This window comes from bacterium (genome assembly GCA_035527515.1).
Taxonomy (GTDB): Bacteria; B130-G9; B130-G9; order B130-G9; family B130-G9; genus B130-G9.
Map to the genome: position 1 here is coordinate 16,949 of DATLAJ010000081.1, position 25,657 is coordinate 42,605.

A 25,657-nucleotide genomic window follows, 5' to 3' on the forward strand; every position below is an offset into this window, starting at 1 on the left:
CGTGAACTTCGTGGACCCCTCTCTTATGAATTATGGTTTATGCTATGAAAGATTGCTTTCGGACTATTATACACGTTGACATGGATTGTTTCTTTGCGGCGGTTGAGCAGCGGGACAATCCGAAGCTGCGCGGCAAGCCGGTTATCATCTGCGGCAGCCCCGACAGGCGGAGCGTGGTCGCAACAGCGTCGTATGAGGCTCGGAAGTTCGGGATACAATCGGGCAGCTCCGCGTTTTCGGCGAGGCTCAAATGCCCGAACGCAGCATTTGTCGAGGGCAACCCGGACAAATACCTCTACGCCTCGAGCAGGCTGATTGGGATACTGAAGGACTACACCTCGGAGGTGGAGGTCTTCAGCATCGATGAGGCGTTTTTGGATATATCGGGTTGTGAGCCGCTGTTTGGACCGCCGGAGAGCGTTGCGTGGTCGATGAAGGAGCGGGTCAAGAAGGAGCTCGGCCTGACCTGTTCGGTGGGAATCGCACCGAATAAGCTTGTGGCCAAGATCGCCTCGGGTCTGCACAAGCCGGATGGGCTGACGGTGGTTCTGCCTGGGGAGGAGCAGAGCTTTTTGGGCAAGCTGCCGGTCGGGAAGCTCTGGGGTGTCGGCGAGAAGACCCAGCGGGTTTTGAATCGGCTTGGCGTCAGGACTGTGTTCGATCTCACGCTTGTGCCTAAAGAGATTCTGACAAGTCATTTTGGCGTTATTGGGGAGTGCCTCTACTTTGCCTCGCGCGGGATCGACAATAGCCCAATCATCCCCTACTACAACTCCCATGACGCCAAATCGATGGGCCACGAGCACACTTTCGACCGCGACGTCAACAACCCCAGAGCGATATTCGGCACGCTGCTGTGGCTGTGCGAGAAGTTGGGAAGAAGGCTCCGCAAGGGTAGATACTTCGCTACCAACGTCACCGTCAAGCTGCGTTTTGCCGATTTTACGACGATAACCCGCGCTTTGATGCTCCGCACGCCGACCAATCTGGAGGGAGTGATATTTTCGAATGCCAAACGGCTGCTGCTCGCCTCCTGGAAGGAACGAAGAATGTTGCGGCTGATAGGGGTAACCGGCGGGGGTCTCGTCCGCGCCCCGTGCGTGCAGCTTGAGCTGTTTGGTATAGCCGATAACCAACGTTATAGAAGGATGGTGGAGGCGGCAGATAGGATACGCGATCGGTTCGGCGAAAGGGCTATCCGACATGGGGGCTCGCTTTCCGCTTACGCGGAGTAGGCTATGCGGGCACAGCCGCGTCAAATTCATGAGAGGTTTTAAGCCGTATTATTCAGAGAGTCGGTGCCGATACCCCTGATGCCGCAAGCCGCTTGAGGCGCCGGTCGAACTGGGTCTCGCCGGGGGAACGCACCGCAAAGGAGTGCGCTGGCGCGGCGGGGGCGGACCCTCTTTGGTCAGTGCTTCATTCTTATGAGCATAATCCCGGCCGAGACCGCCTTGCGAATATCCTGCCAGGACCTCATTTTTGTCAGCCTTTCTGCAATAAAGGATGGCCGAAGGTAGAACGCTTTGTATGCCTTCTTGGCCCAGCGGTCCGCATCTTCCACGAAGAATGGGAGCTTCTGGTCGGTGTTTCCGAGCGTGAACTCCCTCCAATAATCGCCCTTTACTAAACCGTGCTGCAAGGCCAGCTCGTAAAGGTGGGTGTGAGGATGGGCGACCGTTGCGGTGAACATCGCCATGTCCGGTTTGAGCGAGATGGCAAAACGGATCGTTTCCTTTATCGTCTGCACCGACTCGGTAGGATAGCCGATCATGAAATAGGCGAAAGCCTCGATGCCGGCCTCTTGGGTCCAACGGAAGGCCGTCCGAATCTGCTCAATCGAGATGCCTTTGCGCATTAGTTTCAACACCGAGGGGACGCCGGACTCGACCCCAAAGCGGAGGCGCGCACATCCTGACTTGGCCATCTTGCTGAGCAGCTCGGGGTCCACCAGATCAACCCTTGTCGGCGTCTCCCACTTTATCTTGATAGCACGACGAATTATCTCGTCGCATATCTCGGTCATCCGCTGCTTGTCCAGCGTCATTACCGTGTCGTAGAACATAACCTCGCGGACGCCGTATTGCTTAACTACGTGCTCTATCTCGTCCACAACGAGCTTGGCCGAACGGAATCTGACCTTATCGTCCCAAGGGAACTTCGCACAGAACCCGCAGTGGAAAGGGCAGCCCCGAGAGCTGATCATTGTTGTCATGGGGTCAAGTGCTACGGCTGAGGAGTACATGTTCTGGTTTATGAGGTCCCTTGCGGGGAATGGGAGAGCATCTATGTCATCTTCCATCGCCGCGGGGTTGAGTAGCACTTTCCCGTTTGACTTGTATGCGAGCCCGCGAACGCCGGAAGGGTCCCTTCCCGAGTCTAGAGCGTCCACAAGCTCCACGATGGCATGCTCGCCCTCGCCAATTATCCCGAAATCGATGCAGTCGTGAGACAGGGTCTCCTGAGGATAGATCGACAGCTGCGGGCCGCCCATTACTACTGGCGCCCCAGATTCTTTCGCTACTTTGGCGGCGAGCAAAGCGCTCTTGAATGTCGGCGTCATCGTTGATATCCCAACGAGATCGGGCTGTTTTGCCTTGATGACCTCCCTTAAGACGCCAGCGCTGAGATTCTCCACGTAGTTATCAAGAATCTCGACGTCATCGTTTCTTTCCTGCCTGAGCATTGAGGCGAGATACATCAGACCTAGCGGAGGGAACTCACCACGGACCTTCTCCATCTCGGTGGCCAGGGCAGTGTTGACCATCTGAGCTTCACGATTATGATTCTGCATGAGAAGTATTCTCAATACGTATCTCCCCTCAATGGGCACGTTAAGGTGTTACTTTGATGCCATTTTTATCCTTGATTATTATGAACAAAGATGGGGAGTTGTCAAATGTGCGTAGGGGAGGAGTTTCCCCAATACTTGGGTAGGGTAGGTTGCGTTATTGGCTATGTAGCGGCGATTTGGACGTTGAGGAAGTGGAATTGGCAAGCTCGGCCGATGTGGCCCTGAAAGTGACCTGACGTGCATAGCCCCGTGTGCAACGCGGGGTCACGGGCTAGCACATTCTATGGGGACAAGGGCAAGCCCCAAACATTACTGACAATCTAAGGTCAAACCCTCCCAACCCCCACCTTGACGCTGAGCATGGCCTTGAGTAAGGTTTAGTAAGTAATTGCTTCTAGGGAAAAGACAAGGGGATGGAACGGGTTTCAGGGAGGGAGGGCGCTGCCTATGCTTACTCATCTTCGCATAAAGAACTTCAAGGCGTGGCAGGACACCGGCGATATCCGCTTGGCGCCGCTGACAGTCTTTTTTGGCACAAATAGCTCTGGCAAGAGCAGCATCAGTCAATTCCTATTGATGCTGAAGCAAACCGCTCAATCGGCAGACCGAAAGAGGGTGCTCGTGCCGAGCGACCGGGACATGCCTATAGACCTCGGAACATACCTTGACATGGTGCACGGTCATGATAAGCCCGAGCATATTTCCTTCGAGCTCGGATGGAATCTCGCCAAAGAGATGCAGCTCAAGGATGTGGTGCATTCGGGGGATGTCTTTTCGGGAAGAACGATGAGATTTGAGGCCGCGCTCGCTCTGGCCGGTGGGAAACGCCAAGATGTTGTCGTTCATCGAATGTGTTATCAACTCGGCAGTTTGCCTGAGAAGGGCCTTGAACTCGGCATGAAGTTGAAGACTCTGAAAAGCCCTGGAAAAGACAAATATGAGCTGGTGAATTCCGGCTATAATCCGGTTCGGAAGGAAGGTAGAGTTTGGCCGTTGCCATCTCCCGTTCACTTCTACGGGTTCCCAGCGGAAGTAATGGCCTATTATCAGAATGCAGGATTCGTGGGGGACCTGGCGTTTGCGCTCGAGCAGCGTTTGCAGCTCATGTCCTATCTAGGGCCCCTTAGAGATTATCCACGACGCCAATACACTTATATGGGCGAGACACCGGAGGATGTCGGCTGGCAAGGAAAACAGTCCATTCCAGCGATTCTGGCGGCGCGCGAGCGATTCATCAGGCCAGGCAAGTATAAGCCCCGGAAGTCTTTTCAGGTTCTCATTGCCAGCTGGCTGGAGAAGATGGGTTTAATTGAGAGCTTTGATGTCAAACCAATTGTGCCTGACGGACGACTGTATGAAGTCGTCGTCAAGACGCCAATGACCGAAGCGCACGTGAACCTTACCGATGTTGGTTTCGGTGTGTCCCAGGTTTTGCCAGTGCTGGTCCAATGTTTCTATGCGCCTCCTGGCTCGATAATCATAATGGAGCAACCAGAGCTTCATCTCCACCCGTCGGTGCAGGCCTCGCTCGCCGACCTGTTCATTGAGGCGATTCAAGCGCGGGAGAACGGCAAGGACCGCAACATTCAGCTTTTGATCGAGAGCCACTCCGAGCATTTCCTGATCCGGCTACAGCGTCGAATTGCTGAGGAAAAGATCTCTCGTGAGAAGGTGGCGATTCACTTCTGCAAACCCACTAGTTCAGGGGCAAAGATGGAAAGCTTGGAGTTGGATCTCTTCGGCAACATTACTAACTGGCCAGAGGATTTCTTTGGGGATCGGTTTGTGGATCTCGCAGAAATGACGAGGGCCGCTGCGACTCGTCGCATGGGTGAAGAGCGATGAGCTTCCCTTTTTCGCTCTGTGTGGTTGATACGAACGTCCTCTACACGGCGAATGGAATGTCAGATTCAACCGACGCTTGCCTGATGCATTGTGTAGATGCCTTGCAGAAAATCAAGGAAAATGGCCGTATTCTCTTGGACTACACATGGCTAATCTTGGGTGAATACGAGGGCAAACTGACGCCTTCCGGTCAACCGGGACCGGGCAAAGAGTTTTTGCAGTGGATATACCAGAACCAAGGCACAGGTCGTTGCGTCTTCGTGTCAATCACCCCCAAAGGGACACCTGCTGATGGGGCCGATTTCGAGGAGTTTCCTCACCATCCAGACCTACAGGACTTCGACGATGACGATCGGAAGTTCGTCGCGGTGTCTGCGGCTCATCCTGAGCGCCCCCCGATTCTACAGGCGACCGACAGCAAGTGGTGTGGTTGGGAGGATGCGCTCAGAGAACGCGGAATCCAAGTGGAGTTCTTGTGCCGAAAGGAGATTGCCCGGAAACACAAGGAAAAGATGGGCAGTGCGTGATGGCCGAGTTTTTCAAATTCCCACACACTCCGCACTTGCTCTGGCTGGGCGATGAGCTGCCCCGTTCGGATAAGGTCCTGGCGCCCGAGGAAGCTGCCGAATTCCTGTCCGGAGAGATACTTGTGGAAGAGAAGGTGGATGGCGGCAGTATCGGCTTATCTTTGGACCCACAAGGTAACATTCGTGCCCAGAATCGCGGGACTTACTTGGGCCATAGGAGTCATCATCAGTTCGATCCCTTATGGCCCTGGATTGATACACACCGGATTGCACTGAGAAATGGACTCGCCCCCGACCTGATCCTCTTTGGTGAATGGTGCTACGCCCAGCATTCGATCCACTACGATCGGCTGCCCGACTGGTTTCTTGCGTTCGACGTTTACGACAGGAACGTGGGCGAGTTCTGGTGTGTTAGCCGCAGGAACGAGCTAGTCGATTCGTTGGGCTTAGAGCGTGTCCCCGCACTGACCGAAGGTGCATTTGCATTGCCCCAACTCGTCGGACTACTGGGTGAATCCAAGCTAACTAGTGGCCCAATGGAAGGGATCTATTTGCGGAGAGAAGAGGGCGGACGCCTCATCGCCCGCGCAAAAATCGTCCGTGCCGAGTTCACTCAGAACATCTGCGAGCATTGGTCTAAAAACACATTCCGGAGGAATGCTCTTCGCCAAGCCACCGCCATGGTCTCTGGATGATTCGGCTGTGTTTGGCGCAAGGTATCGCCGAAACCTTGCCTTTATCCGTTCTACCGGAACTGCGGCCTCTGGCCCAGCAGTTCCTATCCTGGTTGACACAGCGGGCATGTTCATTTAGATTGCACGAGCATTTTTCTAACACTATGTGGGATGCGGTTTGAGATTTCTGAAATATACCTTTGTGTTCGCGATTCTTCTCTGGGCGCTCTCGCCCCTCATGTCCGCTGCACAAGACGAGTCGCAGTCGTGGCGGAGATGTCCGCCGGGCATGGTTGCAGCCGACAGGTTCTGCATAGACGAGTATGAATACCCGAACAAGTTAGGTGTGCGGCCGCGGAACCTTGTTTTATATGTAGAGGCGGTTCAGATATGCCTTTCTCAGGGCAAGCGGCTTTGCACGACTGACGAGTGGTCTCGGGCATGTTCAGGCCCTCAGAAGTTCAAGCATCCATACGGGAATGAGTTCAGGGAAGGGGCGTGTAACCTGGGCAGGACTCGCGCTACGGAGACCTGGACGTGGTATGGGCTCCGCAGGAGAGACAAGGAGATTGTGCTGTCCCAACCGGCGCTTACTGGCCGATACAAGGCTTGTGTCAGCGGATACGGCGCTTACGATATGCTCGGCAACTACTGGGAATGGACGGATGCAGGCAACACCAAACATACGATTCTGATGGGAGGGTCTTGGTCAACGCCTGCCGAGAAAGTCTCGTGTCTGAATAAGACGGAGACCGCCACCAAGTTCTACAGGATTCGGAACGTTAGCTTTCGTTGCTGCTGCGATTTGTTGCCCAGTTCTAAAACTGGTCCCGATGTTCAAAAACCGTCTGAATGACCTCTCCGCAAAGGAGTGGATCAAGTTCCAGAAAAGTTGGTTCGAGCTGAATCCACCTCGCCGGCCTAAGGAGGTCTTGGTTCATCCGGCGAAGTTCCCTGAGGAGCTCGTGTCGGGGTTCATCCGTTTCTTCACCAAATCAGGCCAGACGGTTCTTGACCCGATGGTTGGAACGGGCTCCACGCTTCTTGCCTGTATCTCGACAGGCAGAAAGGGCATAGGCGTTGAGCTCAATCCCAAATACGTAGCCATCGCAAGGGAACGGATCGCCGACGCGCTCAACACGGAGCGAAAGGGCCAGGATGGCATGACCCCTCCGACAGGTCGGACAAGTCTGACAAGTCCGATGATTATCGAAGGCGACGCGAGGCGCCTGGACGAGCTTGACCTGCCGGAGATTGACTACTGCATAACAAGTCCGCCTTATTGGGATATGTTGAGAGCTAAAGGGGCTGGGACGCAGAAGAGAAGGCAGGAGGCTGGGCTTGACGTGTTCTATTCGTCGGACAAGAGAGACCTGGGGAATATAGCGGAATACGACAGATTCGTTGATGAACTGGTCGTAGTATTCTCCAAGGTTCACGCAGTCATGCGTGTCGGCGCATATTTGACGGTTGTCGTTAAAAATGTTAAGAAGAAGGGCAGAGTTTATCCTCTCGCATGGGATATTGGGAAACGTTTAGGTGAGGTGTTTGCTCTAAAGGATGAGAGGATATGGTGCCAGGGCGACCAGAGATTGGCGCCTTATGGCATTGGCAATGCGTGGGTGAGCAATACGTTTCACCATTACTGTCTCAATTTCAGGAAGGAATAGCTAGCTAAGGTGCCGATCTGGGGTTTGAATGTGGTTTGGGTTGGTGCGGCCGTGGCAGATTGCTACCAGCGCTGCGACGGGGAAGATAGCTGAGATGGAAAGAACACTGACGATAGTGAAGCCGGACTCGGTCGCCGGTAACGTCGCTGGCGAGGTTTTTACACACTTTGAGCGGGCGGGGTTCAGGATCGTGGCCGCCAAGATGGTCTGGTTGACCAAGCGAGATGCGGAGGCGTTCTACTACGTTCATAAGGGCAAGCCGTTCTATGATAGCTTGTGCGATTTCATGTCGAGCGGGCCGTGCGTTGTGGCGGTCTTAGCGGGCCAGAATGCGATCGCCAAAGTTCGGGAGATCATGGGAGCGACTGACCCGGCGAAAGCGGAGAAGGGCACGATTCGGAGCGAGCTGGGGACGTCGATTCAGGAGAATGCCGTGCATGGCTCGGATTCAGATGCTTCGGCCGAGTTTGAGATTGGGTTCTTTTTTTCTAGGTTAGAGATTATGCAAACAGAAAGGAAAGGTTAGCGTGGCGGTACCAAAACGTAGGACATCACATAGAAGAAGGCGGATGAGGTCTTCCCAAAAGGCTCTTCGTTCGCCATCCATTGTGAGCTGCCCGAACTGTAAAACTCCTAAGCTTCCTCACATAGTCTGTCCCAAGTGTGGTTATTTTGGCGGGGAGCAGGTGCTTGAGATCGCCGAGAAGTAGCCTATGACAGGAGCCCCTATCGCCCTGGACGCTATGGGGGGTGATTATGCCCCACAGGAGGCGGTTAAGGGCGCCATTCGCGCCTCGCGGGACTTCGGGATTGACGTGGTCTTGGTGGGCGACGGACCGAGGCTCAAGGCGCAGTTGGCCGATCTGGGTGAGAAGGAGAGCGAGAGGATGAGGGTCTGTCACGCTCCCGAGGTTGTGTCGATGACGGATGCGCCCTCGGTTGTCATTCGCGGCAAGAGGCGCTCTTCAATCCGCGTGGCCTCGAATCTTGTGAAGAGGGGGGAGGCGGCCGCGGTGGTGAGCGCGGGCAATACCGGTGCGACGATGGCGGCTGCCCGTTGCGAGTTTGGTCTTGCCAAGGGTGTGGAAAGGCCGGCGATTGCGCAGGTTTTCCCTAACCGGAAGCATGGGACAGTGGTTCTGGACCTGGGCGCGAACGTCGATTGCAAGATTGGCTACCTTGTGCAGTTCGGAGTGATGGGGAGCATCTATGCGAGCATAGTGTTCCAGAAGAGGAGTCCGAAGGTTGGGCTTTTGAGCATTGGGTCGGAGGACACCAAGGGGAACGAGTTCAGCCGGAGTGTGCTTCTGGCGATGCGGGAGGAGCCCGCAATCAATTTTGTTGGGAACATCGAGGGTCGGGACGTTTTCAAGGGCGATGTTGACGTTGTGGTCTGCGATGGGTTCGTTGGGAACATCGTGCTGAAGATAACGGAGGGCGTGGCCGCGATGGTCGTGGGCATGATGCAGGACTCGCTCTCGTCCAACGTGTTGAGCAAAGCGGGCGCTGTGTTGGTGAGGCCCTCGTTCAGGCGGCTCAAGAAGCGGATGGACTATGCTGAATATGGAGGTGCGATTCTCTTGGGCGTCAACGGTGTTTGTGTGATATGCCACGGTGGCTCGAAGGCCAGGGCGATCCGGAATGCCTTGAAAAGGGCTTACGATTTCGCTGTCTCCGATATAGTTGAGCAGATAACCGAGAAGATGGAAGCTCGCAGGATGGTGAGCTAAGGAGAGAGGATGGTCCAGGCAAGGATAACGAGCATCGGAAGCTACGTTCCAGAGCGCGTTGTGACAAACGAAGACATGATGAGAATTGTCGATACGACCGACGAGTGGATAACCACGAGAACGGGAATCAAGGAGCGGCGCTACTGCGCGGATGATGAGGCCTCGTCCGATCTTGCCTATCGCGCATCGGTAATTGCGCTAGAGAGAGCTTCGGTGGCACCGGAAGACGTGGACTGCATCATCGTGGGAACCGCCACGGGCGACATGGCATTTCCCTCGACCGCGTGCCTGACGCAGGAAAAGCTCGGGGCCAAGAACGCAATGGGATTCGACGTAACCGCCGGCTGCGCGGGCTTCATCTGTGGTCTCTCGGTGGCCTCAAACTTCATAAAGGCCGGGCAATACAAGACAGTACTCGTTGTCGGCAGCGAGGTGCTATCGAGGTTTGCCAATTTCGAGGACAGAACGACATGCGTGCTATTCGGCGATGGCGCCGGCGCTATCGTAGTCCAGGCGTCGGACGATTCCGAAAAGTCCCGGATTCTCTGCACTCATCTTAAGTCCGACGGCTCTTACGGTGATGCGTTGAAGCTGCCAGCGGGCGGCTCTAGGCATCCCGCAAGCGCGGAAACAATCAAGAAGCGGATGCACTATATCTGGATGGATGGACAGACTACCTTCAAGATGGCGATTAGGTGCATGGCCAAGATATCGACCCACGCTCTTGAAGAGCAGAACATGACGGTCGATCAGATGAAGATGATCTTCCCGCATCAGGCGAACTGGCGGATCATTGAGGGACTGGTCAAGCGGCTTGGCACGACCATTGACAAGATCGTCCCCTCCATACAGAAATACGGAAACACCTCCTCGGCATCCATACCGCTTTCGTTGGACGAGGCCCAAGCCACGGGGATGATACAAAAGGGGGACCTGATCCTCCTGACGGCGTTTGGGGCTGGCTATGCGTGGGGCGCCTCGATCGTCAGGTGGTAGTCCGCTGACATAGGGATTTCGCGCGATGCAGGGCAAGGACTTTCTGTATTACGGCGACAACTTGGACATTCTCCGCGAGTTTCGGACCTCACTCATTACGTAGGACGGATTTTCCAGTCTGTCCGATAGCGATGAAGGATGAAATTGGTACGTAGAGGAGTGAGACAATGGAGAGACATCATTTTACGGTCATTGTGGAGCGGGAGGAGGAAGGCGGCTACCACGCGTTCTGCCCCGCTCTGAAAGGCTGCCACACCCAGGGCGACACGCTGGACGAGGCCCTCGCCAATGTCAGGGAGGCGATAGCGGCGTATCTGGAGAGCCTTCGCGCGCATGGGGAGCCCCTCCCGCTGGAGGACATCTTCATCAAGCCGGTAGAGGTTGCTCTTTGAGCCCTAAGCTGCCCATTGTAACGGCCAGGGAAGTGGTCAGGGCAGCCTGAAGGCCGGATTCGTCTTTGACCGTCAGAGAGGAAGCCACGCCATTTACTACCGGGAGAGAGACGCGGCGAGGATAGTAGTGCCCATGCATGCGGGAAAGACCATCAAGCGCAAGACCTTGGCGGGCATCTTGGAGGATATGGGGCTCACTGTGGAAGAGTTCCGCGAGCTCCTGTGAGACACTCTCTGACCAATTGGCCGAGAGGCGGCTGCGGAAGGCGAGGAGCGTCTGAGGGGATGAACGATGAGTGATTGTGGACTGGCAAGTGACGCTTGAGCAAGTATCAGCCTATCTGACCAGCAATTGGCGCGATTTGCTGCTTGGACTAATCGTTAGCGCGCCCTTGACCGCACTCGCGATACTAATCACTTGGTTTCTTACACGCAGGTCAGAGAAGCGCTCCCAAGCGGACAACAAGCGCCTCCATGAAGAGACGATCAGAACCATGCTGCAGGCCACCAATGAATGGATGAAGGAAGAACGTGCCTTCCGAGTGGTGCTGATGGCAGAGGTCAGGAAAGTCAGTCCAGGGCGTGCCGATGAACTCCAAGGAGAGGCCGACCGGATTCAGCGTATAGAGAACGTCTTCGACAACATGCCGGGTTGGGAGGGAGAGAAATGCCCGGTGTGTGGCAAGGGCACGCTCCGCTGGAAGGAATGGGCAGGGGGGCCGTTCGGTCCTTTCACCGCCTGGTTGAAATGCGACAAATGTGGCGCGACCATGCCTTCGCCCGAGACCTCCTAAGATTGAGAATAGGGCGCTGACAAGGGCGAAGGCATGTGGATGATAGTGGATTGCGGATTGTGGCGCTGATTTATCATTCATCCTTTTGCCTTCATGCTTGAGGCACGCGGTTGACGCTATCGCGCAAAACCCTGTATTGTTCTACGGGTATTGCTGCTGAGCGTCAAGTCAGTGGCTTAAAGACAGGAGCTTGACTTGACATCGGTTAGCACAACACGTAACGTTATTACGTGTATCGGTTAATAGTGTCAACTTGGTGATCACGATGAAAGCTCAGAAGTTCTTCGCACGGCATCCGGTTTTCACCAGCCGAGAGTTTGCCGCGTTCCATGAGTCTGAGGGGACGAGCAACGTCAGAACGCAAGAGAGTCTCCTGGCTCACCATACCAGGACAGGCCGCATCCTGCGGGTGCGCCGCGGGCTATACGTCGTCGTGCCGAATGGGACAGATCCCGAGAACTGCCCCGTGGACCCCTACCTGGTGGCAGCAAAGATGACTAACGATTCGGTGCTCGGCTATCATACCGCTCTGGAGTTTCACGGGAGAGCCTATTCGCTGTTCGAGCAATCCCTATACCTTACGAGCCAAGCATCGCGTCCACTCACATTCCGCTCGCACACCTTCCGCCGAGTATTGTTCCCCACCGCCCTTCGGGCCAAGGGTCAGCAGAACTTCGGCGTCAAAGTGGCTGAACGGCGAGGCGTTGACGTTCATGTGACCAGCTTGGAACGGACCCTGGTCGATGTGCTCGATCGACCAGACCTGTCGGGTAGCTGGGAGGAGATATGGCGGTCGCTAGAATCGATCGAGTTCTTTGATTTGGACGAGGTTGTTGAATATGCCCTTCTCCTTGACAACGCCACGACGACGGCGAAGGTCGGTTTCTTTCTGGAGCAGCACCGAGAGCCATTGATGGTAGAAGAAGCCCATCTGAACCGATTGAGAGAGTTTCGGCCTCGTGGGCCGCGTTACCTTGTCCGGAGCAAGCGCACTCGGGGGCGCCTCGTGTCGGGGTGGAACCTCGTTGTGCCTGAGGCGCTCTTGGCGCGGACTTGGGCCGAGGTGACATGAGAATCTCAGGAGAGAGGCTGTTTTCTGAGGCCGAAGCTACCGGATTCCGTCCCGAGGTTCTGGAGAAGGTCATCCATCTGCTCAATCTTCTGGAGATGTTTCGCAGTCATCCTTTCCTCAACGGGCGCTTGGCTCTTAAGGGCGGGACGGCTCTGAACGTGTTCGTCTTCGACCTGCCGCGCCTTTCCGTTGATATCGACCTCAACTACATTGGGGCTGTGGAACGCGACGCGATGCTTTCGGAGCGGCCCAAGATTGAGGAGGCGATCCCGGCAGTGTGCAAACGTGAGGGCTTCTCCGTTCGCCGTGTTCCCCATGAACATGCGGGAGGCAAATGGTCGCTTCGTTACGAGAGCGCTCTCGGACAGGGCGGCAACCTGGGGATTGACATCAATTTCATGTTTCGGGTCCCACTATGGCCTGTGAAGGCAGTGGACTCGCGTGTGGTGGGTTCCTACAAGGCCACGAAGATTCCCATGCTCGATATTCACGAGCTGGCGGCTGGCAAGCTCACGGCACTTCTGGCACGGCGCACAAGCCGCGATCTTTTCGACGTCCATATACTGCTCACCAAAGGAGAGCTTGAGCGCGAGCGCTTGAGGCTGGCATTTGTCGTCTATGGAGCGATGAGCCGCAAGGACTGGCGAACGGTTGCTGTCGAAGACGTACGTTTCGATCAAAGCGACGTCGTTAACCAACTCATCCCGTTGCTCCGCGCTGATGCGATGCGGAAAACCAGTCGGGATGAGGCTTGGGGAAGGCGCCTCGTAGATGATTGTCGTGAGGCGCTAAGTGTAGTGTTGCCTTTCACAGAAGCGGAGATGGAGTTTCTTGACCGCCTCCTTGAACACGGAGAGATCAAGCCTTCATTGATTACTTCTGATGGAGCGTTGGCGGAACGGATTGCCCAGCATCCGCTGTTGGAATGGAAGGCGCTCAATGTGCAGCGACACAAGGCGGGATCGGTGAAGGTGGAGGGATAAGGAATGAGCCACGACGTAGTTGACAATCAGTCGGTCAAGCTGCGGGGCGTTCAAGTTGCGCCATTGGAAGCCGGTTTGCGCGCTTGTAGTATATGGAGATAGTTCAGCACAGCTGATTTGGAATTGTGGGCTAAACAGTAAAGGGAGCAAAGAATGGACTACTTCTTCACCGAGGAGCAGCAGGAGACGAGGAAACTCGCGAGGCGCATAGCCGAGGAGCAGATGAGGCCGATTCGAGCGGAGCTTGATGAGACAGGGGAATTTCCGTGGGGCATTGTCAAAACGCTTGGTCAGGCGGGCCTGTTTGCGCTGCTAATTCCCGAGGAATACGACGGGCTCGGCGGCGGCGTTACGGACTTCTGCCTCGTTACGGAGGAGCTCAGCCGCGTTTGCAGCGGGATCGCTCTTGCGTATGCTGCAACTGGTCTCGGTGCGTATCCGTTGATTATGTTCGGCAGCGATGAGCAGAAGATGCGGCTGTTGCCTGATGTAGCCGAGGGCAAGCGTCTGACAGCGTTTGCTCTGACCGAGGCCGACGCCGGAAGCGACGCTGCGGCGGTTCGGACAAGGGCGGTTCGGGACGGCGATTACTACGTCATCAACGGGACGAAGCAGTGGATAACGAACGGCGGCGAGGCGGAGATATACACAGTGATAGCGAGCACGGACCCGGAGCGGGGAGCGAGGGGCCTTACCGCGTTCATCGTCGAGAAGGGCCAGGAGGGCTTCGATTTTGGCAAGAAGGAGAACAAGATGGGCATCCGGGCCTCGACCACACGGGAGCTTATATTTACGGATTGCCGCATTCACAAGGATAACATCCTGAAGCGGGAGGGTTACGGCTTCATTATTACAATGAAGACATTTGACAAGACCCGTCCGGGGATCGGCGCCCAGGCGGTCGGCGTGGCCCAGGGCGCCTTCGAGGAGGCGGCCAAATACGCGATAGAGAGGGAGCAGTTTGGCAAAAAGATAGCGTCGTTTCAGGCGATACGGCATATCTTGGCCGACATGGCGACCAAGATCGAGGCGGCGCGGGCGCTCGTTTATGCCACGGCTCGAATGATCGACTCTGGAGCGAAGGACACCTCGAAGGAGTCGGCGATGGCCAAGGTCTTCGCGTCGGATGTTGCGATGGAGGTAACTACGAACGCGGTTCAGGTGTTCGGGGGCTACGGTTACATGAAGGAGTATCCGGTCGAGAAAATGATGCGCGATGCGAAGATAACGCAGATATACGAGGGGACGAACCAGATCCAGCGAGAGGTGATCGGCCTGAAACTTGTCAAAGAGGCCGGGAAGCTGTGAAAGGATGAAGGCTAAGGGATGAAGGCGGAAGGATGAAGGGGAAGGAGTGAATGGTGGATGGGTGAGAGAACGCTGGCATTTGTATTCCCAGGCCAGGCCGCCCAGTCCGTAGGGATGGGGAAGGCGATCTCGGAGAAGTTCGAGTCCGCCCGCAAGGTGTTTCAGCTCTCAGACCGGGTGCTCGGGTTCGAGCTTTCAAAACTCTGCTTCGAGGGGTCTAAGGAGCAGCTCGACCTGACCGAAATCACGCAGCCGGCGGTCCTGGCGACATCCTTCGCTATTCTGTCGGCGATTAGGGATGAGACGGGCGTCGAGCCGCGACTGGTCGCGGGGCACAGCCTGGGCGAGTACACAGCCGCGGTCTGCGCAGGTTGCCTGAAGTTTGAAGATGCTCTCAGACTCGTCAGAAGACGAGCGCAGCTGATGCAGGAGGCTGTCCCGGTCGGCGAGGGCGGCATGGTCGCCGTAATTGGCTCGGACGGAAAGACCATCGAGGGGGTCTGCGAGGAGCTTAGGGCCAAGGGCGAGATTCGCGCCGCAAACGTCAACTGCCCAGGCCAGACAGTCATTTCCGGCGAAATGGCGCTTCTAGACAAGGCAATTATTATGCTCAGGGAAAGAGGCGCAAGGAGGCTCGTGAAGCTGCCGCTGTCCGCACCATTTCACTCCAAGCTGATGGCTCCGGCGGCGGAGAAGTTCGGGCGTGAGCTGGAGAAGGTGTCGTTTTGCGACGCCAGAGTGCCAATAATCCCGAACGCGAGCGCCTCGCCTATTGAGGCGAAGGAGGAGGTTGTCGAGGCGCTGAAGAGGCAGATGACCTCGCCGGTTCTTTGGGAGGACTGTGTCAGGAAGATGATCGAGATGGGCACGACGGATTTCGTAGAGGTTGGCCCGCAGAGGCTCATCTCGTCGTTCATCAAGCGAATATCGCGAGATGTTGCTGTGTCGAACGTGGATTCGCCCGACAGTTTAGCGCTTTTCAGGGAAAGGTATGCGTCCTGAGGCGGAAGGATGAAGGCGGAAGGATGAAGGGTGAGAGGTTGATTATGACTCGGCGTTTCTCTTGCTCTCTAGCAGGCAATCGCTGACTATGCCGGTGATCTCGGCGAGAGTTGAGGGTTTTTTGATGGTCTGTCGGTAGGCCCCTTCGTGAACTGCTTGGACGACGTTCTCCTCCACGTCGGAATAACCGGTCATCATGATGACCGGGATGGACCCGTGCAGTTCTCTGATCTTGCGAAATGCATCCAACCCATCGTAAGGCCCGGTCTTGAAGACTTCGTCCAGAAGCACCAGGTCGAAATGCTCTCGCGCTAACATCAGAAAAGCGTATTCAGGGCTCTCAGCGGTTTCGACGTCATAGCCCTCCTCCGCTAGCGCTTCCTGCCAGACATCTCGGAGCAACTCCTCATCGTCAATGAGCAGTATCCGCGCCCGCGTGTGCTTTTGCTTACGCACCGGGTCGAGTTCTTCTGAGACAGTTTTCTCGGGCATGCTCATCTTCTGATGTTGTTGGTCCCATCACACGGCCTTCTGCACGAAATGGCGGCCGCATCGAACGGCTTGAAGCCGGAAGCCTGCGCAATAGTGGAGCTCATATCTAGCCCAGAGCACCACACAAGAGGCCGACAAGCTTGACGCAGAGAATACGCCGACAACTGTTGAAATGAAGCCTCAGCCATCCACATGTAAGAAAGAATGACTTTATCAGTTTGCGATGCGTTCGGGCTGGGACAGCGGCCAGTGTTTCGCATCAGCTCTCTGCCGCTGGGAACCACTAAAGACATGGCATTCGGCGCCTCACGACTTTCGTGCGCACCATATAGTATTTGGTGGCGGCCGAGCAGATGCGCCACTTCTGGCATATCTGGTTGGCTTGCCCACAAATGAGCAACATTATTCATCATTTTCAATACTAGCATTCATTGTGCCATATATGCAACATGCTTTTTCACAGTTCGATTGCGCTGTCGCTAGTCCACCCTGGAAGGCCGATCTCAATCTGCACAGAATTGGCTTTCAGCCCCCGGTGCGGCCTACACACGGTAAGAGGGAGCGTTTCAGGCGGCGGTTCTGTAACATTGTGTGACTTCACAGTGCCCTTGAACTCAGAGCTCGAGACAGAATGAGAACATGATCAGCTGCCCTCAGACGACCTGAACTCGTCCAGCGATAGGTTATGCTTCTTGGTGAGTCGATAAAAGTTCTGTCTCGACAGGCCGGCTATCCTGGCCGCCTGGGCCACATTGCCGCCGGATGCCTTGAGAGCCACCTTGAGCCGCGATACCTCTACGCTATTCTTCACCTCCTTGAGTCGGGTTATCTGCCCCCCTCCTCCTTCTTCCAAACCGAGGTCACCCTCAGTTATGATTCTGCCAGTGGATATTAGAACTGCCTTCTCCACCCTGTTTTGAAGCTCTCGAACGTTGCCCGGCCACCGGTAATGCATCATCCGCTCGATGGCCTTGACCGAGAATATCTTATTCATCTTCCCGTATTTGACCCTACACAAGCCAAGAAAATGATTCGCCAGTCGCAACACGTCATCATCACGGTCTCGAATCGGCGGTAGTTTAATGTCGATTGTGCTGAGCCGATAATACAGGTCCTCCCTGAATGTGCCCTTTTTCACCGCAGCGTCAACGTCGCAATTTGTTGCCGCGATGATTCGGCAGTCAATTGCGGTCTGCCCCTCGCCCCCGACTCTCTCGACCGTTTTGGTCTCAAGGAACCTGAGGAATCTCACCTGCATGTCGAGAGAAAGCTCGGCTATCTCATCGAGGAAGAGCGTCCCCTTGTCGCCATACTCGAGCCTTCCACGCTTCTGCTTATGGGCGCCGGTGAAGGCGCCTTTTTCAAAACCAAACAGCTCCGCCTCGACCAGGTCTCGAGGGATTGCGCCACAATTGATGACTACGAACGGCGCATTTTTACGAGGGCTTCTATTGTGGATAGCCTGAGCCAGGAGCTCCTTCCCAGTGCCCGTCTCACCCGTAATAAACACTGTTACATCTGTTTTGGCGACCTTGGAGGCGTCACGCATGACGTCGGCCAACTGTTGGCTAGCCCCAACGATCTCCGGGAACGGAGACTTCCTTGCTAAGCTGCCCGATTTCGGAACCAACATCGGTGGCATGGTGTGCTCGACAGCCAGCACCCTTGTCCGATCGATCAGATCCTTGATATAACTGCTCTGTCGCCTTCTGAGCACTGCGTCATCGATCATTCTTGCGGCCAGCCTCGCAACCGACTGAACATCGCGGAATAGCCGATCGCCAGACACTTCCAAAAGATCGGGAGAGTCAAGGTACAGGGTTCCTAATTTCTCTCCCCCGATGGACAGAGGCACGCAGATGATAGACCCTTTAATGCTGAGGTCGTTCAGCCATCCAGGTTTCTCTGACCCTCGTCTCGTGAAGACCGCTTTCCCTGTGGCATTGACGCGCCTGCTCACATAGCTTGGCCCATCAAGTCGTTTGGGGTCCAGGACCTGGCCGGTCTTGTCGATCGCCCGTGTCAGCTGGAGCCTGCCGCTATCTGCTCGAACTGCTATGCACCCTCTTTGAAAGGGAGTGGAATTGAGCAGATGAGATATTATTACATCGGACGCCTCGATCAGTTCTGGGTTCTCGCCGGTCCGGGGCCCGACAGATGTGCCTGAATCCCAAAATGTTGCAGCCTGTGGGGAAATATCCTTGGGATGCTCCTGTTGTCCCTCTTTGGGGCCAGGTAGCTGTTTGACGACATCCCAAGACTCTCTGAATCGCTTTAGGTCTTTGTTCTTGCTCAGCCACATCTGTTGCGATTTGGGAACAGTTGCCGCGATAGACTCGGCTATCGTGACGGCGAGCGAAAAGGATGTGAGGCTCTCAGTGATGTTGCCCTTCTTGACATGATAATCCCCTAGAGCCCAATACAGATAAAACCGCAGATTCGGCGTGTTTATCTTCTCAGCAATTGAGCTCGCCTGTTGCAGGCAATTGGCCGCATCGTCAAGCCGATCGAGCTGCAAATAAGACCGCGACAACGTGATCAGACACAGAGCCTTGTCAACCGGCCTTTTCACCTTGTCAAGCAAGGCCAAAACCTCATTGCACAGCGAACAAGCCTCCTGCCATTCCGCCAACCCCAAATGAAATTTCGCAAGGCCTAACATGGCTAGCACCGTGGTCGCTAACTTCACATCTTGCTTACGACTCAGCACCTGCTCAAGCGCGAACTTGGCGGTTGCAGAGGTGCCTGCATCCAAGTGGTCAAGCCCGATTTCAAGCAATACCGTGTCTGAGATGAGAGGCTCGTTTTCAAACGCAACAAAGCTGTACGCCTCGTAGTGCGATCGCAAAGCACCGTCATAGTTGCCTATCGCCCTGAGTATCTCTCCCTTTGTGATCAAGGCAGCAGCAAGCCCACGGGTATCACCGATGAGGCTCTTCATCGACGCCACCTCCTCGATCTTCTCGAGCGCAAACCCTATGTTGCCTTGCGAGAAGCTACAGATCGCGACATTCTGAAGCGTGGTGGATATGTTGCGGCGGTCGCCTAAACGCCTGAATACGGCCAATGCCTCTGAGAAGAACTCCAGCGCTGGCTCCATCTCCGACTGCTCCAAATACGCAGAACCAATGCTGTTGATAGCGATCGCCCGCATGCGGTCCTCGCCAGCCTTCTCGCATATTTCCCTGGCCTGCACAAAATAATTCATCGCCCGGCCATAATCGCCCTTTGCCCAAAAGATAGCGCCGGTGTTGTGCAAAAGCGCCGCTCGTTCGGCCTCGTCCTCCATCCTCTCGGCATGTTTCAGGGCAGTCCTAAAGCTCCGGAGGGCATCATCGAGCCGGCCCTGGTGCCAGCATGCCTTTCCTATCGCGTGTGCAGCTCTGGCCTCAAAACGAGCATCCTTGTTTGACACAGCCATTGATTGGGCCATGTTAAGCAACTCCAGCGCTTTATTGAGCTCGCCTTTCAACTGATGAACCTCGGCCGTCCTCATTAGGCACACGCACTGATCGGACCTGCGATTGCCATGCTCTGCAAACGATAGCGCCTCGGCATAATCGCGAAGGGCGCTGCCGTAATCTGCAAGGAGAACGTTGAGGTCCCCGCGCTTGCAGTAGAGCTCTGTCCCGTGTTTGCACCTCGCCGGAGCTGAGAGGCTTTCAGCGTTGGCGTTGAACATCGCGGTCGCCTCCTTAAGCAACTCCATCGCCCGGAAGTAGCATCCGGCCGCCTGGAAAGCCTCTGAAAAGGATTTGATGTATTGAAAGGATTCTGGCCCACCCCTTGATTTTGCGAGATAGAAGTCCAAGCACACACAGTATCTGGAGCCATCGTCCGAAGAAAGCCTCTTCCAATGCTCGATGGCGACCTTGTGTATCTCGACGGCTTCTCCCTCTGATAACCTGCCAAGGCAAGCCTTTCTCAGAGTCTCGTGCGTGAAATCCACGAAAACGGATGAGTCGCTGCGCCTCCATACCAGAAGCCCCCTACGGCACAGCTCGTCGATGTGCCCAATTGGCCGTCTGTTGTCTCCACCGAAAGCGGAGCTTATGAGTTCGAATATCCCACCGCCTGGAAATGCTGCTATCGTGTCAAGCAACTGCTCGGAGGGCTGGTTTAGGTCAGCGACCAGAGCCTTCGCAACCTCGCTGGGCGTTGCGAGGTCCCCGCGCGCGGCCATGCTCTCCAGCTGCTCAACAGCGGTCTGGTCCACCGGGGTTGAAAGACCCCCTCTTGAGCACATAAGCCTCGCCGCCGCCGCCAGCCATCCCGGGCTCCCTCCCAGACAATCATAAAGGAGCGATGCAACCCCGTGAAGCGGCGCGCTCGAGCCGACAACCGACTGCACAATTTGTCTCGCTGCCTTCTCATCAAGGGCATCCACCCGGACGGTCTCAGTGAATGTGTGTGCGGACAGTTCATCAAAAGCTGCCAAGACACATGGATGTCTAGCCATCCTCTGCTTCTCAGTCAAATCAGCGTCATTCTCCGTATCGCCAACGGACATAAGCACGAATAGACCGCCCTTCTGCCCCTTGTTCGAGCCTCTCTGCTCAAGCCCCTCCTTAAGGTCAGTCAAGAGGGAAACAACTGGAGCCACCACATTCTGCACATCGTCCAGAACGAATACCCAAAACTCATCCTTGACCAGGTCAAGTATTTTCTGAACCACACTCTTGCGTAGCTTCCTGAGCGCAGGAGAAGGAACAATCCTGCCAAGGTGGTCCTTGGGGGTGCTCGTCTTTTTCAGCGATCTCGCAAGCTGCGACCGGACCGCGGCCGCGGTTGCGAGCAAGGACTTGCTCCTACGCTTGTCAACTTGTCTGGCGGCAGACTCCAAGAGCTGAGTGACGCTGGAATAGGGATTGAGTGTGAACTCCGAGCAGAAAGAGCGCGCAACGAGCTGGCCACTCTTATGGCACTGGGCCGCAAACTCGTCCAAGATTCTGGACTTGCCCGAACCTGGCGGGCCCACTAGTTTCACAACTCCGACCCCTCGCTTGCGCGTCTCATCCTTGAGAGCGTGGAGCCGTTTGATCATCTCGTCGCGGCCGGAGAACTCCGCACAGAGTGCAAAGGAAGTTTTTTGCGTGGTTGAGAGCGAGCCGGAGTCTTTTTCATCTAGAATTGGCCGCAATGTCTGCAACAGCCTGTCGCACGACTGTGGCCTTCTCGAAACCTGCGGACTCGTCGCCTCAATGATCATCTCAACAGCGCTGGGATGAAGTCCGGTCGTTTGGGTTTCAAGCCACTCTTTGGCCGCAGCGCGGTCGCTTGCCGTCAACAGGTTCAGAGACGTACTGTCAACCTCAAGTCCAGTCAGGAGAGCGAACGCCAAAAGGCCAAAACCGTAGAAATCCGACCGCACATCAGCAAGACGCGTTGCACTCACCTCGGGAGGCATGAAGAGACTGTTCTGGCCAGCGAGATCGTCCCGGAGCACCTTGTAGCCCCAAAAGCCCAAGTCCAACAGCGTGAGCCTCGCCTGGCCAGCGTCGAACAGCACATTATTGGGCTTGAGGTTGCCGTGGAACTCGCCAATAGAGTGCAGCTTTTGTAGCGCTAAGAACAGCTCGGACAGAAGCCTTATCCGACCATTATGGCCTTTGACTGCACCCTGGCCAAATGGAAGCCCAGGGCAGAGCTCGCTCTCGAAAAAGAGTACATTGCCCTCTTTTTTAATTGGACTGACCCTGGGCACGAACGGGAGATCGACGGACCTCATCAACTCGTGGCTTCTCTGGAACGCGAGCATAAGCACCGGGGCGCATGCCTTCTCGTCGATCGCCTTCAGGACGACCTGCCTGCCGGAGCTCCTCGACAACGCTGCAAACGTCCCGAGCTCCTCCCTACAAAAAAGCTTGAGCAACAGCCTATACTCAGCCGGAAGCCAAGAAGCATTCATTTATTTTGTGAACCCCACTTTATCTAAAAAGACAGGTCGCGTGGTTCGTGGGCGCAACTGTATCGAACTGGACTTCCTGCATCTTTAGCTGCCGGCGAGGCAGTGTCATAAAAAGTTACAAGCAACAGGCCACCAATGCAAGCGCATTCTTCAGCTAGGAATCCCGATAATCGGATTGACAGATTCGGCACTCAGCATTATATTGTTTATGGACTCTGTGCATCGTTGTTGGGGAACTTTAGTCTTCTTTTCTTGGTTGATAGTTTGAAACTGGGTATGTTATAGTCCGCCAAGCTTTTCCCGGAGAAGGGTCATGATAGGATTTGGAAATGATTAATTCGTCAGAGATTGAGAGTGAGAAGGCCGCGGCGCCGATCAAGGTTAGGGACCTAAACAGAACCTACTCGGCAAGGCCGCGGGACATCCAGCAGCGTTGGTATCTTGTGGATGCCAAGGATCAGCCTTTGGGTCGATTGGCTGCACGGATTACTAGGGTGCTTTTGGGCAAGAACAAGGAGTGTTATACCCCGCATATCGACACAGGGGACTTCGTGGTGGTGATCAACTCTGCCTCGGTGGAGCTGACGGGTGACAAGTGGGATAGCAAGATGTATTACCATCATACGGGCTATCCTGGTGGGATAAAGTCATTCACGGCTCGTCAGAAGTTGAGTCGGGACCCCACGTTCTTGGTGCGAAAGGCGGTTGTTGGGATGCTTCCGAAGAACAAGCTGAGCCGACAGATTGTCAAGAAGCTCAAAGTTTATGCTGGTCCCGAGCATCCTCATGCGGCCCAGAAGCCGGTTCCGCTGGCATTAGTTGAGTAACGCGGAGGTTTGGCTTGCGGTTGCGAGATGGTTTGTCTTGAGCACACCAGCTCGCTGATGTTGTGGGATACTGTGCCTAAGACTGTGGTCTGATTGGGAGGATTTGAGAAGGTTGGTTCTTGAACAGGTATACGGAACTGGGAAGCGGAAGCGGGCGGTAGCGAGGGTATTCCTTCGGCCTGGCGAGGGTAAGATAACCGTCAATAAGCGTGATTTCGAGGGTTACTTCCCCAATGTTAGGCTTCGGAAGCTTGCGCTTGCTCCACTCATGGATACTGAGATGCTGGACAAGTTCGACATTTACGCGACAGTCCAGTCCGGCGGGATTGCAGGTCAGTCGGGAGCGCTGAGGCACGGCATCGCGAGAGCCCTTGTCGTGCATGATGCGAGTCTGCGACTTGTCTTGAAGCAGAAGGGCTATCTGACACGTGATTCCCGCGTGAAGGAGCGCAAGAAATATGGCCAGCGCGGAGCGAGGGCGAGGTACCAGTTCTCCAAGAGATAAGCCTTAGTTGCGCCTCAAGAGTCCGTGGTCGATTGGGAGCGTGACTTTTGGTCTATGCCGTGGAATGTGAATAACAACTTGCTGCATCGTGGCATCCTGAGTAGGGCGTGTGTCGTTCTATTAGTATGCAGCGGGAATAGATCGGGATTGACATAGTAATAGGAGGATTGCAGTTGACACTGACAACCATGAAAGAGCTTCTCGAGGCGGGAATGCATTTTGGGCACCAGACGAAGCGCTGGAACCCCAAGATGTGGCGGTATATTTTCGCCGAACGCAATGGGATATACATTATAGACCTTCAGAAGACCGTCAGGCTGTTACGGCGTGCCCATGATTTCGTGGTCAGCCTGGGTCAGCAGAACAAGCCGATGCTCATGGTGGGGACGAAACGTCAGGCGTCGTTGTCTGTTGAGGAACAGGCCCGGCGGGCCGGGGCGTTTTACGTAACCCACCGCTGGTTGGGTGGGATGCTGACGAACTTCGAGACAGTGAAGAAGTCGATAGAGAAGATGCGCAAGATGCGTGAGACGGCCAATAGCGACCAGATCGATCTTATGCCAAAGAAGGAGGCGATAAGGCTTAGAAAGGACCTTTTCAAGCTTGAGCGCAACCTTGGTGGGATAGAGAACATGACGGGCCCGCCCGGCGCTATGTTCATAGTTGACCCTAGAAAGGAAAAGATCGCAGTAGCGGAGGCTCGACGCTGTCGCGTGCCCACAATTGCGATTGTTGACACGAACTGCGATCCGGACCTGATCGACTACGTTATTCCGGGCAATGATGACGCCATAAGGTCGATCAAGCTTGTGTCCTCAAAAATCGCTGATGCTTACGTTGAGGGTCAGATGGGACGCAAGGACCTTGAGGAGGAGTGTGAGGAGGCCGTTGCTGTCGATGATTTCGCAGGAGAGGGGTCGGTTGGCGAGGGTGCGGGGCAGGCAAGCCAAGAAAGTTCAGTTTAGGAGTTTTGGATGCCAGAAGTAACAGTTGACATGATCAAGGCTCTGCGGCAGAAGACCAACTGCGGGATAATGGACTGCAAACGTGCGTTGGTCGAGGTAGATGGTGATGAGGCGAAGGCGATAGGGTTACTTCGCAAGCAGGGCTTGGCAAAGGCAGTCGAGCGGAGGGATAGGTTAGCTTCAGAGGGGGCCATATTCTCTTATGTGCATCACGATGGTAGGCTCGGCGTTCTTCTTCAGATGAACTGCGAGACGGATTTCGTGGCCAGAACAGACGAGTTTAGGCAGTTAGGGTCTGAGCTTTGCTTGCAGGTAGCTGCGAGCGATCCACATTATGTATCTCAGGAGGATATTCCGGAGGATGTGCTTGAATCTGAGAGGAACATATACCGTGAGCAGGCCGGCAAGATGGGCAAGCCCAAGAACGTCATCGACCGGATAGTTGATGGCAAGTTGAAGAGCTTTTACGAACAGGTTTGCCTCCTGGACCAGACTTTTGTCAAGGAGCCGAACGACAGGATCGGGCACATGATCGATGAGCTATCCTCGAAGCTGGGCGAGAAGATCGAAGTCGGCCGGTTCTCGCGGTTCGAGATAAGTAAGGGCTGAGATTTGGCTCTGATGTATCAGCGTGTTCTTTTGAAGCTCTCTGGCGAGGCGCTTTTGGGTGGTCAGGAGTCCGGGATTGACCCCGAGCGGCTTGAGTGGATAGCTGATGAGATCGTTGATGCTCACAGTCTGGGTGTTGGTCTTGCGATTGTGGTTGGCGGTGGGAACATCTATCGTGGTCGGGATGCGGAGGCTTGCGGGATCGATCGCAGCAGTGGAGACTACATGGGGATGATGGCGACTGTGATCAACAGCCTTGCTTTACAGGCGAGGTGTGAGCAGAAGGGTCTTCAGACGCGGGTGATGACGGCGATAGAGATGGCAAAGGTTGCCGAGCCATATATTCGCAGGCGGGCGCTCAGGCATCTCGAGAAGGGCAGGGCGGTGGTCCTTGCCTGTGGAACAGGCAGCCCTTATTTTACGACGGACACGGCTGGCGCTCTTCGCGCGCTTGAGCTGAAGGCCAACGTATTCCTCAAGGCGACCAATGTGGATGGCGTATATACGGCTGACCCGGCGGTCGATGGGAACGCCAAGCGCTACGAGAAGCTTGGCTACAAGGAT

25 protein-coding genes are annotated in these 25,657 nt (G+C 55.3%); 22 read left to right on the forward strand and 3 right to left on the reverse strand.

From position 1 onward, the window contains the following. The first annotated feature begins 44 nt into the window (after positions 1 to 44). Positions 45 to 1,235: a DNA polymerase IV gene (gene dinB, locus VM163_06030; protein HUT03432.1), complete on the forward strand. Its 1,191-nt coding sequence runs from the start codon at positions 45 to 47 to the stop codon at positions 1,233 to 1,235. Positions 1,236 to 1,411: 176 nt separating this feature from the next. Here dinB and VM163_06035 read toward each other — a convergent pair whose 3' ends face one another. Further along, positions 1,412 to 2,809 (reverse strand): radical SAM protein, encoded by a 1,398-nt coding sequence (locus tag VM163_06035; GenBank protein HUT03433.1) that lies wholly within the window; start codon positions 2,807 to 2,809, stop codon positions 1,412 to 1,414. A 432-nt stretch (positions 2,810 to 3,241) separates the two neighbouring features. Between VM163_06035 and VM163_06040 the strand changes: the two genes are divergently transcribed. From VM163_06040 to fabD, 16 genes are all read left to right on the forward strand, one after another. Next, positions 3,242 to 4,639 carry a DUF3696 domain-containing protein gene (locus tag VM163_06040; GenBank protein HUT03434.1) on the forward strand — a complete coding sequence of 466 codons (1,398 nt, stop codon included), beginning with the start codon at positions 3,242 to 3,244 and terminating at the stop codon, positions 4,637 to 4,639. Then, positions 4,636 to 5,166 carry a hypothetical protein gene (locus tag VM163_06045; protein ID HUT03435.1) on the forward strand — a complete coding sequence of 177 codons (531 nt, stop codon included), beginning with the start codon at positions 4,636 to 4,638 and terminating at the stop codon, positions 5,164 to 5,166. Before VM163_06040 ends, VM163_06045 begins: the two co-directional genes overlap by 4 nt. After that, positions 5,166 to 5,861, forward strand: a complete 696-nt coding sequence (locus VM163_06050) for an RNA ligase family protein (protein HUT03436.1) — start codon at positions 5,166 to 5,168, stop codon at positions 5,859 to 5,861. The genes VM163_06045 and VM163_06050 overlap by 1 nt, the downstream gene beginning before the upstream one ends. A gap of 157 nt (positions 5,862 to 6,018) precedes the next feature. Next, complete coding sequence (locus VM163_06055; protein HUT03437.1) at positions 6,019 to 6,696, forward strand: SUMF1/EgtB/PvdO family nonheme iron enzyme; 678 nt, start codon at positions 6,019 to 6,021, stop codon at positions 6,694 to 6,696. After that, positions 6,674 to 7,510 (forward strand): site-specific DNA-methyltransferase, encoded by an 837-nt coding sequence (locus VM163_06060; GenBank protein HUT03438.1) that lies wholly within the window; start codon positions 6,674 to 6,676, stop codon positions 7,508 to 7,510. The genes VM163_06055 and VM163_06060 overlap by 23 nt, the downstream gene beginning before the upstream one ends. Positions 7,511 to 7,604: 94 nt before the next feature. Next, positions 7,605 to 8,036: a nucleoside-diphosphate kinase gene (ndk, locus tag VM163_06065; GenBank protein ID HUT03439.1), complete on the forward strand. Its 432-nt coding sequence runs from the start codon at positions 7,605 to 7,607 to the stop codon at positions 8,034 to 8,036. 1 nt (position 8,037) lies between these two features. Next, positions 8,038 to 8,220 carry a 50S ribosomal protein L32 gene (rpmF, locus tag VM163_06070; protein ID HUT03440.1) on the forward strand — a complete coding sequence of 61 codons (183 nt, stop codon included), beginning with the start codon at positions 8,038 to 8,040 and terminating at the stop codon, positions 8,218 to 8,220. 3 nt (positions 8,221 to 8,223) lie between these two features. Further along, positions 8,224 to 9,240 carry a phosphate acyltransferase PlsX gene (plsX, locus tag VM163_06075; protein HUT03441.1) on the forward strand — a complete coding sequence of 339 codons (1,017 nt, stop codon included), beginning with the start codon at positions 8,224 to 8,226 and terminating at the stop codon, positions 9,238 to 9,240. 9 nt (positions 9,241 to 9,249) lie between these two features. Then, a complete protein-coding gene (locus VM163_06080) occupies positions 9,250 to 10,236 on the forward strand; it encodes a beta-ketoacyl-ACP synthase III (GenBank protein HUT03442.1) in 987 nt (328 codons plus the stop codon). A gap of 167 nt (positions 10,237 to 10,403) precedes the next feature. Further along, positions 10,404 to 10,628: a type II toxin-antitoxin system HicB family antitoxin gene (locus VM163_06085; GenBank protein HUT03443.1), complete on the forward strand. Its 225-nt coding sequence runs from the start codon at positions 10,404 to 10,406 to the stop codon at positions 10,626 to 10,628. A 46-nt stretch (positions 10,629 to 10,674) separates the two neighbouring features. Next, positions 10,675 to 10,854 (forward strand): type II toxin-antitoxin system HicA family toxin, encoded by a 180-nt coding sequence (locus VM163_06090; GenBank protein ID HUT03444.1) that lies wholly within the window; start codon positions 10,675 to 10,677, stop codon positions 10,852 to 10,854. 76 nt (positions 10,855 to 10,930) lie between these two features. Continuing rightward, positions 10,931 to 11,422: a hypothetical protein gene (locus VM163_06095; protein HUT03445.1), complete on the forward strand. Its 492-nt coding sequence runs from the start codon at positions 10,931 to 10,933 to the stop codon at positions 11,420 to 11,422. 265 nt (positions 11,423 to 11,687) lie between these two features. Next, positions 11,688 to 12,494 carry a type IV toxin-antitoxin system AbiEi family antitoxin domain-containing protein gene (locus VM163_06100; protein ID HUT03446.1) on the forward strand — a complete coding sequence of 269 codons (807 nt, stop codon included), beginning with the start codon at positions 11,688 to 11,690 and terminating at the stop codon, positions 12,492 to 12,494. Next, entirely contained in the window at positions 12,491 to 13,477 is a 987-nt protein-coding gene (locus tag VM163_06105) for a nucleotidyl transferase AbiEii/AbiGii toxin family protein (protein ID HUT03447.1), read from the forward strand. The genes VM163_06100 and VM163_06105 overlap by 4 nt, the downstream gene beginning before the upstream one ends. 153 nt (positions 13,478 to 13,630) lie before the next feature. Beyond that, on the forward strand, positions 13,631 to 14,785 hold the full coding sequence (locus tag VM163_06110; GenBank protein HUT03448.1) for an acyl-CoA dehydrogenase family protein: 1,155 nt from the start codon (positions 13,631 to 13,633) through the stop codon (positions 14,783 to 14,785). Between the two features lie 57 nt (positions 14,786 to 14,842). Next, positions 14,843 to 15,787, forward strand: a complete 945-nt coding sequence (fabD, locus tag VM163_06115; protein ID HUT03449.1) for an ACP S-malonyltransferase — start codon at positions 14,843 to 14,845, stop codon at positions 15,785 to 15,787. 42 nt (positions 15,788 to 15,829) lie between these two features. Here the strand turns inward: fabD and VM163_06120 are convergent, their stop codons facing one another. Beyond that, positions 15,830 to 16,279, reverse strand: a complete 450-nt coding sequence (locus VM163_06120) for a response regulator (protein HUT03450.1) — start codon at positions 16,277 to 16,279, stop codon at positions 15,830 to 15,832. A gap of 643 nt (positions 16,280 to 16,922) precedes the next feature. Continuing rightward, positions 16,923 to 22,151 (reverse strand): sigma 54-interacting transcriptional regulator, encoded by a 5,229-nt coding sequence (locus VM163_06125; protein HUT03451.1) that lies wholly within the window; start codon positions 22,149 to 22,151, stop codon positions 16,923 to 16,925. Between the two features lie 365 nt (positions 22,152 to 22,516). On the opposite strand from VM163_06125, the gene rplM reads away from it, so the two are divergent. From rplM to VM163_06150, 5 genes are all read left to right on the forward strand, one after another. Further along, complete coding sequence (gene rplM / locus VM163_06130) at positions 22,517 to 23,014, forward strand: 50S ribosomal protein L13 (GenBank protein ID HUT03452.1); 498 nt, start codon at positions 22,517 to 22,519, stop codon at positions 23,012 to 23,014. Positions 23,015 to 23,126: 112 nt separating this feature from the next. Beyond that, positions 23,127 to 23,519, forward strand: a complete 393-nt coding sequence (gene rpsI / locus VM163_06135) for a 30S ribosomal protein S9 (protein ID HUT03453.1) — start codon at positions 23,127 to 23,129, stop codon at positions 23,517 to 23,519. Between the two features lie 173 nt (positions 23,520 to 23,692). Further along, positions 23,693 to 24,484, forward strand: a complete 792-nt coding sequence (gene rpsB, locus VM163_06140) for a 30S ribosomal protein S2 (protein HUT03454.1) — start codon at positions 23,693 to 23,695, stop codon at positions 24,482 to 24,484. Between the two features lie 9 nt (positions 24,485 to 24,493). Continuing rightward, positions 24,494 to 25,093: a translation elongation factor Ts gene (tsf, locus tag VM163_06145; protein HUT03455.1), complete on the forward strand. Its 600-nt coding sequence runs from the start codon at positions 24,494 to 24,496 to the stop codon at positions 25,091 to 25,093. Positions 25,094 to 25,105: 12 nt separating this feature from the next. Further along, positions 25,106 to 25,657: uridine monophosphate kinase (locus VM163_06150; protein HUT03456.1), on the forward strand; the 552-nt coding region annotated here is incomplete at its 3' end.